This is a genomic window from Serratia marcescens (assembly GCF_006715005.1).
Lineage (GTDB): Bacteria > Pseudomonadota > Gammaproteobacteria > Enterobacterales > Enterobacteriaceae > Serratia > Serratia montpellierensis.
The window spans coordinates 525,359-542,870 of record NZ_VFMJ01000001.1 but is presented as its reverse complement, the minus strand read 5'-3'; the positions used below and the strand labels follow the sequence as shown (position 1 = coordinate 542,870).

Genomic DNA, 17,512 nt, shown 5'->3' with positions numbered 1-17,512 from the left:
TTTCAGTCACTTCGGCCTAGTTACGAACAGGCTGCGGGAAGTGTCAAATCATTCCCACTCAATCGTCGCTGGCGGCTTGCCGCTGATGTCGTACACCACGCGGGAGATGCCGTTCACTTCGTTGATGATGCGGTTGGAGACACGGCCGAGGAAGTCATACGGCAGGTGCGCCCAGTGCGCGGTCATGAAGTCGATGGTTTCTACCGCACGCAGGGAGACCACCCAGTCGTATTTGCGGCCGTCGCCCATCACGCCGACCGAACGCACCGGCAGGAACACGGTGAACGCCTGGCTGACTTTGTTGTACAGGTCGGCTTTGTGCAGCTCTTCGATGAAGATGGCGTCGGCGCGGCGCAGCAGATCGCAGTACTCTTTCTTCACTTCGCCCAGCACGCGCACGCCCAGACCCGGGCCCGGGAACGGGTGACGGAACAGCATGTCGTACGGCAGGCCCAGTTCCAGGCCGATCTTGCGCACTTCGTCTTTGAACAGCTCTTTCAGCGGCTCGACCAGGCCCAGCTTCATCTCTTTCGGCAGGCCGCCCACGTTGTGGTGCGATTTGATCACGTGCGCTTTGCCGGTGGCGGAAGCGGCGGATTCGATCACGTCCGGGTAGATGGTGCCCTGTGCCAGCCATTTCACCTGCTCTTGCTTGCAGGCTTCTTCGTCGAACACTTCAACGAACACGCGGCCGATGATCTTGCGCTTGGCTTCCGGCTCGTCCACGCCCGCCAGTGCGGTCAGGAAGCGGTTTTCCGCCTCGACGTGCACGATGTTCAGGCCGAAGTGGTCACCGAACATTTCCATCACCTGCTTGGCTTCGTTCAGGCGCAGCAGGCCGTTGTCGACGAACACGCAGGTCAGGCGTTTGCCGATGGCGCGGTGCAGCAGCATCGCGGTCACGGAGGAGTCAACGCCGCCGGACAGGCCGAGGATCACGTGGTCTTCACCCACCTGCTCGCGGATGCGCTCGACCGCATCTTCGATGATGGTGGCCGGGGTCCACAGGGCTTCACACTGGCAGATGTCCAGTACGAAACGCTCCAGCATGCGCTGGCCCTGGCGGGTGTGGGTCACTTCCGGGTGGAACTGCACGCCGTAGAAGCGTTTTTCTTCGTTGGCCATAATGGCGAACGGGCAGGTATCGGTGCTGGCGATGGTCACGAAGTCGGACGGGATCGCGGTCACTTTGTCGCCGTGGCTCATCCACACGTCCAGCAGCGGTTTGCCGGCCGGGCTGATGGCGTCTTCGATGTCACGCAGCAGCGCGCTCTCTTTGACGATTTCCACCTGCGCGTAGCCGAACTCGCGTTCGTTGGAACCCTGCACATGGCCACCCAGCTGCATCGCCATGGTCTGCATGCCGTAGCACACACCCAGCACCGGCACACCGGCATTGAACACGTAGTCAGGGGCGCGCGGGCTGCCGGCTTCGGTGGTGCTTTCCGGGCCGCCGGACAGGATGATGCCGCTTGGGTTGAATTCGCGGATCTGCTCTTCGCTAACGTCCCAGGCCCACAGTTCGCAGTAAACGCCGATTTCGCGCACGCGGCGGGCGACCAGTTGGGTGTATTGCGAACCGAAGTCCAGTATCAGGATGCGATGCTTATGGATATTTTGTGTCATTGAGGCGAATTCCAGCAACAAGAGAAAAAGAGCGAAAATGTGTGTTTCGGGATGGGGCTTGGCGCCCCACCCCGGCCTCTCACTCAGGAGAGGTTAAGGCATCAGCCCATGCGGTAGTTCGGCGACTCTTTGGTGATGGTCACGTCGTGCACGTGGCTTTCCTGAATGCCGGCGCCGCTGATGCGCACGAACTCCGCCTTGGTGCGCAGATCGTCGATGGTGGCGCAGCCGGTCAGGCCCATGCAGGAGCGCAAGCCGCCCATCTGCTGGTGCACGATGGCTTTCAGCATGCCTTTATAGGCCACGCGGCCTTCGATACCTTCCGGCACCAGTTTGTCGGCGGCGTTATCGGTCTGGAAGTAACGGTCGGAAGAGCCTTTGGACATCGCGCCCAGCGAGCCCATGCCGCGGTAAGATTTGAACGAACGGCCCTGATACAGCTCGATTTCGCCCGGGGATTCTTCGGTGCCCGCCAGCATGGAGCCGACCATCACGCAGGATGCGCCCGCGGCGATCGCTTTGGCGATGTCGCCGGAGAAGCGGATGCCGCCGTCGGCGATAACCGGGATGCCAGTGCCTTCCAGCGCTTCCACCGCGTCGGCGATGGCGGTGATCTGCGGTACGCCCACGCCGGTCACGATGCGGGTGGTACAGATAGAGCCAGGGCCGATACCCACTTTCACCGCGCTCACGCCGGCTTCAGCCAGTGCTTTGGCGCCCGCTGCGGTCGCGACGTTGCCGCCGACGATCTGCAGATCCGGGTATTTGGCGCGGGTTTCGCGGATGCGCTGCAGCACGCCTTCGGAGTGGCCGTGCGAGGAGTCGATCAGCAGGACGTCAACGCCTGCCGCCACCAGCGCGTCAACGCGCTCTTCGTTGCCGGCGCCGGCGCCGACCGCCGCGCCCACGCGCAGACGGCCGTGCTCGTCTTTACAGGCGTTCGGCTTACGTTCCGCTTTCTGGAAGTCTTTAACGGTGATCATGCCCAGCAGGTGGAAGCTGTCGTCCACCACCAGCGCTTTTTCTACGCGCTTTTCGTGCATCTTCTGCAGCACCACGTCGCGCGCTTCACCTTCTTTCACGGTGACCAAGCGATCTTTCGGCGTCATGACCGCGGTGACCGGCTGGGTCAGATCGGTCACGAAGCGCACGTCGCGGCCGGTGATGATGCCGACCAGCTCGTTGTCTTCGGTAACGACCGGGTAACCGGCGAAGCCGTTGCGCGCGGTCAGCTCTTTCACTTCCTGCAGCGTGGTGGACGGGGTAACGGTCTGCGGGTCGGTAACTACGCCGCTTTCATGCTTCTTCACGCGGCTGACTTCTTCAGCCTGGCGCTCGATAGACATGTTTTTGTGGATGAAGCCCAGGCCGCCTTCCTGTGCCAGCGCGATGGCCAGGCCGGATTCGGTAACGGTATCCATGGCTGCGGACAGCATAGGGATGTTCAGGCGGATGGTTTTGGTCAGTTGAGTGCCGAGCTCTGCGGTGTTAGGCAGAACCGTGGAGTGGGCTGGAACCAGGAGGACGTCGTCAAACGTCAGAGCTTCTTTAGCGATACGTAGCATGGGCAATATCTCACCAGGGTGGGCTGTGAAAAAGATAAAATATTGCCGAGGCATTATACAGAGCGGAATCGGTTGCCTCCAGCACTTTCTTACAAAAAGTCTTGATTACCTTTTTCAGCCATGTAGTATCGACCAATTAAGTGATTGTTTTGAAATTTGATCTGGGTCACATGTCGCTACCTGTTTCGCCTTCCATTTTTACCGTAAGCCGCCTGAATCAGACGGTTCGCCAACTGCTGGAAATGGAAATGGGGCAGATTTGGCTCTCCGCCGAGATCTCCAACCTCTCCCAGCCCGCCTCCGGCCACTGGTATTTCACGCTGAAAGACGACCGCGCCCAGGTGCGCTGCGCGATGTTCCGCAACAGCAACCGCCGCGTCACCTTCCGGCCGCAAAACGGCCAGCAGGTCCTGGTGCGCGCCAGCATCACGCTGTATGAACCGCGCGGCGACTACCAGCTGATCGCCGAGAGCATGCAGCCCGCCGGCGACGGCCTGCTGCAGCAACAGTTCGAGCAGCTGAAACAACGCCTGAGCGCCGAAGGACTGTTCGATCAGCAATTCAAGCAGCCGCTGCCCGCCCCGGCCAAACGCGTCGGGGTGATCACCTCCGCCAGCGGCGCGGCGCTGCACGATATTCTACAGGTCTTGCAGCGGCGCGATCCGTCGCTGCCGATCGTCATCTACCCCACCTCGGTGCAGGGCGCGGAAGCGCCGATGCAGATCGTGCGCGCCATCGAGACCGCCAACCGCCGCGATGAATGCGACGTGCTGATCGTCGGCCGCGGCGGCGGTTCGCTGGAAGATCTGTGGAGCTTCAACGACGAACGCGTGGCGCGGGCGATCTTCGCCAGCCGTATTCCGATCGTCAGCGCCGTCGGCCATGAAACCGACGTCACCATCGCCGACTTCGTCGCCGATCTGCGCGCGCCGACCCCTTCCGCCGCCGCCGAACTGGTCAGCCGCAATCAGCTTGAGCTGTTGCGCCAGCTGCAGTCGCAGCAGCAGCGGCTGGAGATGGCGATGGATTACTACCTGGCGCAGCGCCAGCAGCAGTTCACCCGCATTCACCACCGTTTACAGCAGCAGCATCCGCATCTGCGCCTGGCGCGCCAGCAGACGCTGCTGTTCAAGCTGCAGCGCCGGATGGAAGACGGCATGCAGCAACAGCTGCGCCTGGCCGCCCGCCGCAGCGAACGCGCCCAGCAGCGGTTGGCGCAGGTGCAGCCACAGGGCCGCATTCACCGCTACCAACAGCGCGTGCAGCAGCAGGAATACCGCCTGCAGCAGGCGATGGAGCGGCAGCTCAACGCCTACCGCCAGCGCTTCGGCGTGGCCTGCAGCCAGCTGGAGACCGTCAGCCCGCTGGCGACGCTGGCGCGCGGCTACAGCGTGACGCAAACCCCGCGCGGCGAGCTGCTGAAAACCACCAAGCAGGCGCAGGTCGGCGAACTGCTGAAAACCCGCCTGCAGGATGGCTGGGTGGAAAGCGAGGTGAAAACCATCACCGTCGCCAAGAAGCCGCGCAAGAAACGCGCGGCTGAGTAACCCCTACTCCAGCGTAAAACGCTCGCCCGGTTCGCCGTTCACCCACAGCGCGCGCGTTTCGCCTTCCGGCAGGCTGAGCGCCAACGTGCGCCAGGCCGGGCGGAAACGCCCTTCCGTCGTGATATCCAGCATTATGCGCTGATTGTCGCAGCGCATTTCCCAGTGCAGCCACAGCGCATCACCCTGACGCCAGCCGTCGCTTTCACCGTCGTCCTCAAACAGCAGCCCACTGCTTGCACCGCAGCCCTTGAGCGGAAACAGCCGCAGCTCGCGCCGATCGTCGGCGGCCACGTCCACATGCGCCAGCCGCTGCGACAGCGGCAGCGCCGCCCCGGCACGCACCAGCAGCGGCAGACGCTCCAGCGGCGCCGCCAGCGTTACCGTCTGGCCGCCACCGAACCACTGGCCGCTGTAGAAGCAGTACCAGCCTTCGCCGTTGTCCGGCAGATACACCGAACGCCGGCGCTGCCCCGGTTCCACCACGCTGGCCACCAGCAGATCGCGGCCAATCAGAAAATCGTCGTTCTCGCCGAAGGTGCGCGCATCCAGTTCATGGTCGAGGAAGGTCGGGCGCAGCATCGGCTCGTCGTCCGCGCAGGCCTGCCACAGCAGGGTGTAGAAATACGGCAGCAGCCGGTAACGCAGGTTGATCGCCTCGCGCACCGCCGGGGTGGCGGCCGGGTACATCCAGGGCTCGTTGACCGTGGCGTCGTCGTTCCAGGAGTGGATAGTGAAACGCGGATGCATCACGCCGTTTTGCACCCAGCGCACCAGCAGCTCCGCGTCCGGTTTGTCGCCGGAGAAGCCGCCGACGTCGTGGCCGAGGTTATACAGCCCGGACAGGCTCATGCCCAGCCCCATGCGGATGTTATAGCGCAGCGTCTGCCAGCTGGTGCGGTTGTCGCCGCTCCAGGTCTGCACGTAGCGCTGCATGCCGGCGCAGCCGGAGCGCGAGATCTGGTACGGCCGCTTCTGCGGCGCGAAGCGCTGCTGGGCCTCCATCGAGGCGCGCATCATCAGCAGCGGCATCACCGGGCGGATGTGCTTGATGGCGATCGGCCGCCCGAAGCCGTGGCAGCGCGCTTCGCCGTCCCACACTTCGTACTCGTTGTTGTCGTTCCAGGTCGAGTCGATGCCCATCTCCAGCAGCTGCTGTGTGACGCCCTGCTGCCACCAGCGCACCGCCGCCGGGTTAGTGAAGTCGAGGTGCGATCCTTCGTCGTCCCAGAAGCTGGAGCGCTCGGGCGCGTCGCTTTGCGAATCGCGGATAAACAGCCCCTGTGCCGCCACCGCCTGATACTGCGGGTGATCCTGCAGCAGGCACGGCTTGATGTTGGCAGCCAGCCTGAGGCCGGCGTCGTGAAACGCCTGGCTGAGCAGCTTGGGCTGCGGCACCTTGTCGTAGTTCCAGTTGAACACGTAGCGCTTGTTGTTGATCGAGGTGTAGCCCGACGACAGCTGGAAAGAGTCGCAGGGAATGGCGTGTTGACGGCACAGCGCAATGAACTGCTGCAGCTGCTGCTGGGCGTCCGGCGCGTCGGTGTAGTGCATGGTCGAACCGCTGTAGCCCAGGCTCCACTTCGGCCCGAAGTGGGTGCGGCCGGTCAGGCGCACGAAGGCCTTGGTGACGTCCAAAACCTTCGGCCCGAGGAACAGGTAGTAATCCAGATCGCCCGCTTCGGCCTGATAGCGGCGATAGGCCGTATGGTAGTTGTCGATCTCGTTGCCCAGATCCAGCCAGCAGCTGCTCAGGTTATCGTAGAACAGGCCGAAACTCGCCTCCGGCCCACGGGTAATGGTGAACGGAATGTGTTTGTACAGCGGATCGGTGCTGGCGGCGTTGTAGCCCATGGCGTCCAGATTGCGCATCTCGAAGCGGCGGCCGGTGCGTTCCAGATCGCCGGCTTTCTCCCCCAGGCCGTAATAGCGTTCATCGGCAAAACGCCGCTGGTAGTGCGCCACGCCGTCGCCGTGTGCATTGAGCAGGTAGGCGCTGGTCGGCCGATCCGCCGCCAGCGGCCGCCACTCGCCGGCGGCATTGCAATACTCCCACGCCAACCACAGCGGCTGATGCACCGTCACGCGCAGCCACGGCGTGCTGACCACCAGCCGATCGCCCTCCTGGCGCAGCTGATAGCCCGGCAGGCTGAAACCGGCGACGCTGAGCCGATCGCGCCCCTCCCAGGGCACATCCTCCTGCGGCGCGATGCTCCAGGTGCGATCCAGCGCCAGCTCGCCCTCACGTTTGATCAGCACGCGGAACAGATCGTTTTCCAGTACGTACAGGCAGAAACGGTGGCGTTCATCGACCAGCAGCTCAACGTGGTCGGCATGCTGCGCCGCCAGCGTCCAATTTTTCAAGGTTTTCATAAATATCCCACTTAGCTGTGTGAAGGTGTTTTCTTACCGCCGCGCTCGGCGATCAGGGCAATCAGGAACACAGCGCCGATCAGGTCGAAGAAGCCCATGGCGATAAACAGCGGGTTGAAGCCGAGGGTGTCGGACACTGCGCCGATCAGGAGCGTGAACAGGAAGCTGGCGATCCAGGCGCTGGAGCCGCGCATGCCGTTCACCGTCGCCATCTGGTTTTTATCGAACGACTCCACCACCAGCGCGCTGAGCATGCAGGAGATCACCTGATGGCCGAAGCCGCCGATCGAGATCAGCGCGATCGCCACATAGGGATCCTGGGTGATCGCGACAAACGCCAGCGACACCATCAGGAAAGCGCCGGTCACCGAGCTGGCGACCACCGAGTTAACGCGGCTGCAGCCGAACCATTTGCGGTACAGGGTGGTGAGATAGCCGCTGGCGACGCTGCCGATATCCGCCGCCAGGAACGGCAGCCAGGCAAACATCGCGATCTGTTTCAGATCCATACCGCGTTCGGTGGCCAGGTACAGCGGCACCCAGAAACTGAAGACCGCCCAGGCCGGCTCGGCGAGAAAGGCCGGGATGGCGATGCCGTAAAACTTCTTGTTCTTGCACAGGCTGGCCAGCGAGGTGAGGAACGGCAGCTTCGGCAGCACCGGCTCGTTGTCTTCGCGGATCAGATCCAGCTCTTGCTGGCTGAGGTTCGGGTGCTGCTGCGGCGAGTGGTAGAACAGCCACCACAGCACCACCCAGATCAGCGCCAGCCCGCCGGAGAACAGGAAGGCGCCTTGCCAGCCGAAGGAGACGTGAGCGATGACGATGATCGGCGGGGCCAGCATGGCGCCGATGGAGAAACCGACGCCCGCCCAGCCGGCAGCGATCGGCCGCTCCTTCTTCGGGAACCAATCGGAGATCGCCTTGGCGTTGGCCGGGGTGGCCGCCGCCTCCGCGCCCCCCATGAAGAAGCGCAGAATGGCCAGTTGCAGCCAGCTGCCGGCACCGGCGTGCAGCATGCATACCACCGCCCAAATGCCGGCGCAGATCAGAAAGCCCATCTTCAGGCCGATAACGTCGATCAGCCAGCCGCAGATCGGCTGAAACACCGTGTAGGCCAGCTGGAACGACGCCACCACCCAGGCATATTGCTCGGTGCTCATGTTCAAGCTGGTTTTCAGCTCCGGCGCCAGAATGCCCAGCGAGTTGCGGGTGATGTAGTTGACCGTGACGCCCAGCAAGAACAGCGCCAGCATCCACCAGCGCAGCGATTTGAACTTGCGCCGGCCGCTCTGCGCGACCGCCTGATTGATCTCCACACTCATCGGTTCTCTCCCCGCAGCCGCCGGCTACGGCGCGTGCGTTTTGGTAGGGTACGTTGTGCCATCAAACACGGGACGGTGAAACCAGGTCGGCGCCCTATCATTGACCGACAGACAATCACAACCCCATGATTTATTTTTTGTTTTCTTTTTCGCACACCGTTAAAATTGGACTGACAGGTCGCTTAAATTGGTGTACCAATGCAGACTACTCAGCGATAGCGCGCAGCGAAACGGGGTTTTTTGCAAAGATTTTCACAGGCGGGTGAAAAAATAGTCATAATGGGCATGAAAGCCGGTCAAGACGCTGAAAATCTTCGGTGAAAATATTCTCATGGACGAATTTGAAGGAGATCACAGAATGAACGGAAAACTGAAAATTCAGGAGATCGCTCGCCAAACCGGGTTGTCGATCAGCACGGTTTCCCGCGTGCTGGCGGGCAAGGCCAACACCAGCGCCGAGGCGCGCCGCAAGGTGCTGGACTGTGCGCAGCAAAACGGCATTCTGCAGGGTATTTCCAGCGGCCGGCTGATGCTGAACAACGTGATGGTGTTCGCGCCGCAGCGCGCGTTCGACGTGCGCACCGACATCTTCTACTACAAGGTCATTCAGGGTATCGCCGCCGCGCTGATGGAGCACGAGGTGCGCATCCGCTACTGCGGGCTGGAAGAGCAGCACAGCGACGGCGCGCTGTTTCTGGAAAAGATGAGCGACCCGCACACCGAAGCGGCGCTGATCATCGGCATCGACGACGAACATATCCACACTCTGGCCGCCGATCAGCACAAGCCCTGTGTGCTGATCAACTGCAGCGATCGGCAAATGCGGCTGGACAGCGTCTCGCCGGATCATCAGCTGATCGGCGACTACTCCGCCAGCTACCTGCTCCAGCAGGGGCACAGCCATATCCTCAATCTGCAGTGTCTGCGCCGCCACACCATGGAGCTGCGGCTGGCGGGCATTCGGCAGGCCTACGCCCGGCATCATCTGCCGTTCGATGACGGCCGCCATCTGGTCACCACCTCCGGCTTCGGCAGCGAAGAGGCCGAGCAGGCGCTGACCACCTATCTCGACGGCATCCACGGCCACTCCCCGCTGCCGACGGCGATCCTGGCCGGCGGCGACTACATGGCGGTCGGGGCGGTCAAGGCGCTCAACAAACGGGGCCTGAGCGTGCCGGGCGACGTCTCGGTGATGAGCACCGACGGCTTCAATCTGGCGGAAATTCACGATGTGCCGCTGACCTCGGTGCAGGTGCCGCGCGACGAGCTGGGCTACGAGGCGATCCAACTGCTGCAGCGGCGCATGCTGCGTGCCGACGCGCCGCCGTGCAATCTGCTGCTGCACGGCCGGCTGGCAGTGCGCGCCTCGGTGCGGCGCATCAGCCCGCACAAGACCGCGCCGGCGGTGAGCACGCATGACCACAGGCTTTATGACGAGTAGGCTACACTTAGGCACAGTGCATTCATTCGATGAGGTAAAATTTTTGCCTAAGGAGAGCCACTATGCCAGCCCAGCGCATGCGTTCCGTCATTCCTCCCTACATGCTGCGCCGCATCATTGAACACGGCAACGCCCCGCAGCGCGACTGCGCGCTGCACACCCTGAACCACGTGCAAAGCCTGCTCGGCAATAAGCCGCTGCGTTCGCCGACCGAGAAAAACGCCCGAGCCGGCGAAGCGCTCCGCGATATCTACGACGCGCAGAACGGCACCCAACTGCCCGGCAAACAGGTGCGTAACGAGGGCCAGCCCAGCAGCCACGACGTGGCGGTGGACGAAGCCTACGACTACCTCGGCGTCACCTACGATTTCTTCTGGCAGGCCTACCGCCGCAACTCACTGGATAACCAGGGGCTGCCGCTGGTCGGCAGCGTACATTACGGCAAGGAGTACCAAAACGCCTTCTGGAACGGCCAGCAGATGGTGTTTGGCGACGGCGACGGCGAGATCTTCAACCGTTTCACCATCGCCATCGACGTGGTCGGCCACGAGCTGGCGCACGGCGTGACCGAGAGCGAAGCCGGACTGATCTACTACCAGCAGTCCGGGGCGCTCAATGAGTCGCTGTCTGACGTATTCGGCTCGTTGGTCAAGCAGTTCCACCTGCAGCAAACCGCGGATAAAGCCGACTGGCTGATCGGCGCCGGGCTGCTCGCCAAGGGCATCAAAGGCAAAGGGCTGCGCTCGATGTCGGCACCCGGCACCGCCTATGACGATCCGCTGCTGGGCAAAGACCCGCAGCCCGCCAGCATGAAGGATTATATCCAGACCAAGGAAGACAACGGCGGCGTGCATCTCAACTCTGGTATCCCCAACCGCGCCTTCTACCTGGCGGCGACGGCGCTGGGCGGCTTCGCCTGGGAGAAAGCCGGCTACGTCTGGTATGACACGGTGTGCGACAAAGCGCTGCCGCAAAACGCCGACTTCGCCACCTTCGCCCGCACCACGGTGAAACATGCGCTAGCGCGTTTCGACCAGAGCGTGGCGGACAAGGTGCAGCAAGCCTGGCATCAGGTGGGGGTGGAATAATGAAACCGCTGCCGACGCTCAATCAGGATACGGTCATTGAGCTGGCGCGCGAGGGAGGCTTCGCCTACATTCCCAAACTGGCGGGCCAGCGCCGCATCGCGCTGGCCGATATCACGCCGGAGCAGCGGCAACGCCTGAATCAGTTGCTGAACCAGACGCTGCCCTATGCGCAGGAAGAAGGCCAGCCCTCCTCCCCCGGCTGCGGCGACCAGCGCTACTACCGCGTGCAAATCAACTACACCAGCCCCACCCTGAGCACTGAGATCGTGCTGTTAATCCCGGAAAGCAGCGCGCCGCAGGCGCTGGTGGATCTGTGGAAAACCGGCCAGGTGGATGAGTGAGGGCTTACAGCGGCTGATAGCTGAAATGAACCCGTTTTTTGGAGATCAGCCCGTGCCCGTTCTGGCACAGGTAATCCACCGCCCCGCAGGCTTTCAATTCTTGCAGCGGCTGCCCGCACTCCGGGCAGCTCGCCAGCTGCTGGTAATCGCGCTGACAGACTTCACAATGGTAGTGACCCGCTACCCACTTCATGGTCTGACTGCATTGCGGACAGTGCGCTTCCATAACGACTCCTGATTAAATCGCGCCCCATGAGCGCAAGAAATAGATCCCCAACGCGGTGGTGAAAAACGAACCGACGGTGGTGATGGCGATAATGTTGGCCGCCAGCGTGGCGTTGCCGCCCATAGCGCGCGTCATCACATAGCTGCCTGAAGCGGTCGGCGTGGCGGAAAACAGGAAAATAATGCCCAGCGCCGCCCCCTGAAACCCGCACAGCCAGCCGGCCAGCGTCATCAGACACGGCACCAGAAACAGCTTGGCCGCCGACGACAGCGCCGCCACGTTGGACGAGCGGAACATGGCGCGAAAATCCAGGCTGGCACCGGTGCACAGCAGCGCCAGCGGCAGCGACAGCGCGGAGATATAGCTGCCGGTCTGGCGGATCACGGTCGGGATGCCCAGCCCGGTTTGCGCATACAGCAGCCCGCACACCAGGCCGATGATCAGCGGGTTGGTGACGATGCTGCGCAGCAGCGACAGGTGGCTGATTTTCTTGCCCTGCCCACCCTGCAGGCTGCGCGTGAGGGTGATAACCGACAGTATGTTGAACAGGATCACCGTCACCGTCAGGTACAGCGAGGCGAGCGCAATGCCTTCGCTGCCATAGGCGGTCATGGCGTAGGCCAGGCCGACGATGGCGGTATTGGCGCGGAAACCGCCCTGCACGAACACCCCGCGCTCACGCGGTTCTTTCACCAGCCACTTGGCCGCCAGCTCCAAGAGTAGGAAGGTCGCCAGCGTGCCTACCGCGCCGAACAGCACCAGCGGCAGGTTGCCGAGCAGCTGCGGGTGGTTGGTGGCGATGCTGAAAAACAGCAGGCACGGCAGCGCCAGATTGAACACCAGGCGGGTCGCGCCGTCGACAAAGCGGTCATCCATCAGGCGCCAATGGCGCAGCAGGATCCCCAGCAGCATCATCAGCAGATTCGGCACGGTGACGTTGAACGCAAAACTCCAGGTTTCCCAGGACATGGTGTTCCTTCAGACAGGCGAAGTAATCTTCAGATAATAAAACGATTTCGGGCCAATAAAAAAGGGCGCGGCATCACTGCCGCGCCCCTCATGAGCAATTACTTGCTCTTTTTCAGGTGGCTCATCAAGCGTTTGCGCTTACGCATCTGGGTCGGCGTCAGCAGGTTGCGTTTGCCGGCGAACGGGTTGTCGCCCTCTTTGAACTGGATACGGATCGGCGTCCCCATCACGTTCAGCGAGCGGCGGAAGTAGTTCATCAGGTAGCGCTTGTAGGAATCGGCCAGATCGCTGACCTGGTTGCCGTGGATCACCACGATCGGCGGGTTGTAACCACCGGCGTGGGCGTATTTCAGCTTCACGCGGCGGCCGCGCACCAACGGCGGCTGGTGATCGTCAACCGCCATCTGCATGATTTTGGTCAGCATCGAGGTGTTTACGCGACGGGTTGCGCACTCATAGGCTTCCTGTACCGATTCGAACAGGTTGCCGACGCCGCTGCCGTGCAGCGCGGAAATGAAGTGCACGCGCGCGAAGTCGACGAAGCCCAGACGCAGGTCGAGCATCTCTTTCACGTGCTCGCGATCTTCTTCGCTCATGCCGTCCCACTTGTTGACCGCAATCACCAGTGAGCGCCCACTATTGAGGATAAAGCCGAGCAGCGAGAGATCCTGATCGGAGATGCCTTCACGCGCGTCGATCACCAGCAGCACCACGTTGGCGTCTTCAATCGCCTGCAGGGTCTTGATCACCGAGAATTTCTCGACGGTTTCGGTCACCTTGCCGCGTTTACGCACCCCGGCGGTGTCGATCAGCACATATTCGCGTTCGTCGCGCACCATCGGAATGTAGATGCTGTCGCGGGTGGTGCCCGGCATGTCATACACCACCACGCGCTCCTCGCCGAGGATGCGGTTAGTCAGCGTAGACTTACCAACGTTCGGGCGGCCGACGATCGCCAGTTTGATCGGCAGGTCCTGCGGGTTGAACTCTTCTTCCGGCTCTTCGTCTTCTTCGCCTTCCAGCATTTCACCGTTTTGCTCGGCCCAGTAAGCGGCATTGGCCTCTTCCTCGGTCAGCTCGACGTCTTCCGGTTTTTCCGGCACGAACGGCACCAGCACGTGTTCAATCAGCTGAGTCACACCGCGGCCGTGAGAAGCGGCGATAGCGAACACTTCACCCAGGCCGAGCGAGTAGAAATCGGCGGTGGCGGTGTCCGGATCCAGGCCGTCGGTCTTGTTGGCCACCAGGAAGGTCGCCTTCTGGCGGCTACGCAGGTGCTGGGCGATGCCCTGATCCGCCGGCATCAGGCCTGCGCGGGCGTCGACCATGAACAGCACGATGTCCGCCTCTTCGATCGCCAGCAGCGACTGACCGGCCATGCGCGTTTCAACGCCGTCTTCGGTACCGTCAATACCGCCGGTATCGACGATGATGAATTCATTGCCTTCGATTTCAGCACGACCATACTTGCGGTCACGCGTCAGCCCCGGGAAATCCGCCACCAGCGCATCACGCGTATGGGTTAAACGGTTGAATAAGGTGGATTTACCCACATTCGGGCGCCCGACCAGCGCGACGACAGGTATCATTGTTGAAGCCTCATTACTTAATAATCAATGCGTTACTGCACTGTGGATAGACACCAGCGGTGCAGCTTATAAAATACGAAACGGCCCCTGAACATTCAGGAGCCGTTTTCCCCTTCATTTTTCGCGCCACAGCGGCGTTGTCTGCGCACCTTCGCCTCGGTCACTTAGCTCACTAAGCTCCCGAGGACTCATGCACTTGCCGCCTGGCTGCAACCCGAAATCTTTCGGGCGCAAGAAGGGTCACGACGAGCGGCGTTAGCGGGTGAAAGCGTAAACTTTCCCGCCGCGAGCCTGGATGACCAGCTTGTCACTGGCCACCATCGGCGCAGACAGGAAGCCGGAGCTGTCCACTTCCTGCTGGGCGACAAAACGGCCATCGGTGGTGTTGATCCAGTGCAGATAGCCTTCGGCGTCACCGGTCACCAGATAACCATTATACATCACCGGCGGCGTCAGGTTGCGGTGCAGCAGATCGCTCTGCGTCCACACGGTCACGCCGCCTTCGGTGCTGAGCGCGACTACGCGATCGTTCTGGTCGATCAGGTAGATGCGGCCCGCGTCGACGATGAAATCATTCACCGACCCCAGCTCGCGTTTCCAGATAATCTGGCCGGAACGCAGATCCAGCGCCGTCAGGTTGCCGTTGTAACCCAGCGCGTAGACCACGCCGTCAACGATCACCGGCGTCGTGTCCACGTCGTTCAGACGATCGATTTCGGTCGCGCCGCTCGGCTGAGAAATGCGCTGTTGCCAGATAATCTGGCCCTGCTGCATCAGCACGGCGCTGACGCGGCCGTTGTCACCGCCGACGATGGCGGCGCCAAAGGCGACGGCCGGCGCGGATTCACCGCGCAGCGACAGCGAAGGCATGTCCAGGTTAACCGTCCATTTTACCGCGCCGTCGGCCTCGTTCAGCGCCTGCAGCATGCCGTTGGAGGTATGCACCAACACCATGCCATCGCTGATAACCGGACGTGAAATCGCTTCGCCGGCCACTTTGGTCTGCCAGGCGATGGCGCCGTCGGCGGTATTCAATGCGTAAACCACCGCTTTTTCGCTGCCGACGTAAACCTTGTCACCCGCGACCGTCAGGCCGCCCGACAGCAGCGCAGACAGATTGCTGGAGAAGAAGCCGGTCTTCTCGGAGAGATTGACCTTCCACTTTTCGTTGCCGCTGTCGGCGTCCATCGCTTTCACGATGCCGAAGCGATCGGCGGCGTAAATGGTGCTGTCCTGATAGGCCGGACGCAGGTGGGAGTAATACTCACCGATGCCGTCGCCCACAGAAGTGCTCCACGCCTTGTTCGGCGTAAACTGATTTTCAACTTTCGGCAACGGCGACATGGTAACCACGTCTTCTTCGCTGTTGAACAGCGAGCAACCACTCAGCAAGGCAGCGGAAACCAGTCCGACCAAGAGTGTTTTACGCAATTGCATGGGAATTCCCCTTAGCTGGACAAGTTATTCAATTTCATGCGCAGCAGAACCTGCAGCGCCTGAGAAGCGTTGGACTCAATGCCTTTGCTGTAAGCTTCGCGCGCGCCCTTGGCGTCGCCCTTCGCCAGCAGCACATCGCCGCGCACATCCTGCATCATCGCCGCCCAGCCTTCGCCTTTCACGCCATCCAGCGTTTTCAGCGCTTCATCCAGCTTTTTCTCCTGCAGCTGGACGCGCGCCAGACGCAGGTCGATCATCGCCAACAGGTTGTCGTCTTTGGTCTGGCCCTGCGCCAGCGCCAGTTGTTGTTCCGCCTTGGCGAAATCATTCTGTTCGACAAAGTGCTTGGCCAACTGCAGCGCGGCCAATACGCCGTAGCTGTTGCTGTTAGCCTGGACAAATTTCTCCGCGGCAGCCACGTCATCGGGCTTGCCGGCCGCCAGCCGATCGCTGGCTTCCTGATAGGATTGCGATGCCGCCATCATGTTGGAGTTTTCATGGCTCTGCCAGTAACGCCAGCCAACCAGGGCACCAATTCCGAGCACCACGCCCACCGCCAGCGCTTTGCCGTTCTCGGCAAAGAACCGACGCAGTGCGTCGACTTGTTCGTTTTCAGTGGTATAGACTTCCACGGTGTCCTTCTCCTTAACCTAACATCAAAGCCAGACGCGCAGCGACTTCGCTTTGCGCCAGCGTTTCTTGTTCACCACTGCGCAGGTCTTTCACCACCACCTGCTGCGCCGCCACTTCGCTCTCACCCAGGATCAGCGCGATACGCGCGCCCCATTTATCCGCACGAGTGATTTGCTTCTTGAAGTTGCCACCGCCGTAATTGGTCATCAGCTTCAGCTGCGGCGCCGCATCGCGCACCTGTTCAGCCAGCTGCATCGCCGCGCTCTGGGTGCCCGCGCCGGAAGAGATGACGTACACGTCGATAGCCGACGGCGCCTTGAATTCCGGGTTAACCGCCTGCACCAGCAACACCAGGCGCTCGAGGCCCATGGCGAAACCGACCGCCGGGGTGGCACGGCCGCCCAATTGCTCGACCAAGCCGTCGTAACGGCCGCCCGCACAGACGGTGCCCTGCGCGCCCAGGCTGGTGGTCACCCACTCAAACACGGTGCGGTTGTAGTAATCCAGACCGCGCACCAGGCGCTCGTTAACGGTATATGGGATACCTGCCTGCGCCAAAAGTTCACACAGACCGGCGAAGTGAGCACGGGATTCTTCGTCCAGGTACTCGGACAGGCGCGGCGCGTCGTTCAACAGCGCCTGCACCTCAGGATTCTTGGAGTCCAGCACGCGCAGCGGGTTGCTGTACATGCGGCGTTTACAGTCTTCGTCCAGCACCTCGACGTGCTGCTCCAGGAACGCCACCAGCGCGTCGCGGTAATTGGCGCGCGCCTCCAGCGAACCGATGGAGTTCAGCTCCAGCTTGACGTGCTCGGCGATGCCCAGCGCTTTCCACCAGCGGGCGGTCAGCAAGATCAGCTCGGCGTCGATGTCCGGGCCTTGCAGACCGAACACTTCCGCGCCCAGCTGATGGAACTGACGGTAGCGGCCCTTCTGCGGGCGCTCGTAGCGGAACATCGGGCCGATGTACCACAGACGCTGTTCCTGATTGTACAGCAGACCATGCTCGATGCCGGCGCGCACGCAGCCGGCCGTCCCTTCCGGACGCAGCGTCAGGCTTTCGCCGTTGCGGTCTTCGAAGGTATACATCTCTTTTTCCACGACGTCGGTCACTTCGCCGATCGCGCGTTTGAATAACGGGGTCTGCTCTACAATCGGCAACCGGATTTCGCTGTAACCGTAGCTGCCCAGCACCTGCTTGAGGGTGCCTTCAATACGCTGCCATAATGCCGTTTCTTCCGGCAGGTAGTCGTTCATGCCGCGAATGGCTTGAATGTTCTTTGCCACGTGAGTTCTCTGTCCGTTGTCTGTAAAAATGAACCTGATTATAGGGACTTTGCCGCCCGGTATTCAACGCG

General features: G+C 61.8%; 14 protein-coding genes. 4 read left to right on the top strand and 10 right to left on the bottom strand.

From position 1 onward, the window contains the following. Positions 1 to 48: 48 nt before the first annotated feature. Positions 49 to 1,626, bottom strand: a complete 1,578-nt coding sequence (gene guaA, locus FHU12_RS02635) for a glutamine-hydrolyzing GMP synthase (protein WP_019452367.1) — start codon at positions 1,624 to 1,626, stop codon at positions 49 to 51. Between the two features lie 101 nt (positions 1,627 to 1,727). After that, entirely contained in the window at positions 1,728 to 3,191 is a 1,464-nt protein-coding gene (guaB, locus tag FHU12_RS02630; RefSeq protein WP_033635581.1) for an IMP dehydrogenase, read from the bottom strand. A gap of 170 nt (positions 3,192 to 3,361) precedes the next feature. On the opposite strand from guaB, the gene xseA reads away from it, so the two are divergent. After that, complete coding sequence (gene xseA, locus FHU12_RS02620; protein WP_055312720.1) at positions 3,362 to 4,738, top strand: exodeoxyribonuclease VII large subunit; 1,377 nt, start codon at positions 3,362 to 3,364, stop codon at positions 4,736 to 4,738. A gap of 3 nt (positions 4,739 to 4,741) precedes the next feature. Here the strand turns inward: xseA and FHU12_RS02615 are convergent, their stop codons facing one another. Further along, positions 4,742 to 7,108, bottom strand: coding sequence for a glycoside hydrolase family 31 protein (locus FHU12_RS02615; protein ID WP_141967227.1), 2,367 nt, complete (start codon positions 7,106 to 7,108; stop codon positions 4,742 to 4,744). 11 nt (positions 7,109 to 7,119) lie between these two features. Then, positions 7,120 to 8,430: an MFS transporter gene (locus FHU12_RS02610; RefSeq protein ID WP_141967225.1), complete on the bottom strand. Its 1,311-nt coding sequence runs from the start codon at positions 8,428 to 8,430 to the stop codon at positions 7,120 to 7,122. Positions 8,431 to 8,788: 358 nt separating this feature from the next. Between FHU12_RS02610 and FHU12_RS02605 the strand changes: the two genes are divergently transcribed. From FHU12_RS02605 to FHU12_RS02595, 3 genes are all read left to right on the top strand, one after another. Continuing rightward, positions 8,789 to 9,871: a LacI family DNA-binding transcriptional regulator gene (locus tag FHU12_RS02605; RefSeq protein ID WP_141967223.1), complete on the top strand. Its 1,083-nt coding sequence runs from the start codon at positions 8,789 to 8,791 to the stop codon at positions 9,869 to 9,871. Positions 9,872 to 9,933: 62 nt separating this feature from the next. Next, on the top strand, positions 9,934 to 10,959 hold the full coding sequence (locus tag FHU12_RS02600; RefSeq protein WP_141967221.1) for a M4 family metallopeptidase: 1,026 nt from the start codon (positions 9,934 to 9,936) through the stop codon (positions 10,957 to 10,959). Beyond that, a complete protein-coding gene (locus FHU12_RS02595; RefSeq protein WP_033648911.1) occupies positions 10,959 to 11,300 on the top strand; it encodes a protealysin inhibitor emfourin in 342 nt (113 codons plus the stop codon). Before FHU12_RS02600 ends, FHU12_RS02595 begins: the two co-directional genes overlap by 1 nt. Positions 11,301 to 11,304: 4 nt before the next feature. On the opposite strand, the gene FHU12_RS02590 is transcribed toward FHU12_RS02595, so the two are convergent. From FHU12_RS02590 to hisS, 6 genes are all read right to left on the bottom strand, one after another. Continuing rightward, positions 11,305 to 11,526 carry a zinc ribbon domain-containing protein gene (locus FHU12_RS02590; RefSeq protein ID WP_141967219.1) on the bottom strand — a complete coding sequence of 74 codons (222 nt, stop codon included), beginning with the start codon at positions 11,524 to 11,526 and terminating at the stop codon, positions 11,305 to 11,307. Between the two features lie 12 nt (positions 11,527 to 11,538). Continuing rightward, complete coding sequence (locus tag FHU12_RS02585; protein ID WP_033648913.1) at positions 11,539 to 12,495, bottom strand: AEC family transporter; 957 nt, start codon at positions 12,493 to 12,495, stop codon at positions 11,539 to 11,541. Positions 12,496 to 12,593: 98 nt separating this feature from the next. Continuing rightward, positions 12,594 to 14,084 (bottom strand): ribosome biogenesis GTPase Der, encoded by a 1,491-nt coding sequence (gene der, locus FHU12_RS02580; RefSeq protein WP_141967217.1) that lies wholly within the window; start codon positions 14,082 to 14,084, stop codon positions 12,594 to 12,596. Positions 14,085 to 14,339: 255 nt separating this feature from the next. After that, the gene (gene bamB, locus FHU12_RS02575) at positions 14,340 to 15,521 is read right to left on the bottom strand and encodes an outer membrane protein assembly factor BamB (RefSeq protein ID WP_141967215.1); all 1,182 of its coding nucleotides are present in this window, start codon (positions 15,519 to 15,521) and stop codon (positions 14,340 to 14,342) included. Positions 15,522 to 15,532: 11 nt separating this feature from the next. Further along, complete coding sequence (locus FHU12_RS02570; protein ID WP_019452355.1) at positions 15,533 to 16,153, bottom strand: YfgM family protein; 621 nt, start codon at positions 16,151 to 16,153, stop codon at positions 15,533 to 15,535. 13 nt (positions 16,154 to 16,166) lie between these two features. Further along, the gene (hisS, locus tag FHU12_RS02565) at positions 16,167 to 17,441 is read right to left on the bottom strand and encodes a histidine--tRNA ligase (RefSeq protein ID WP_025159556.1); all 1,275 of its coding nucleotides are present in this window, start codon (positions 17,439 to 17,441) and stop codon (positions 16,167 to 16,169) included. Positions 17,442 to 17,512 lie beyond the last annotated feature (71 nt).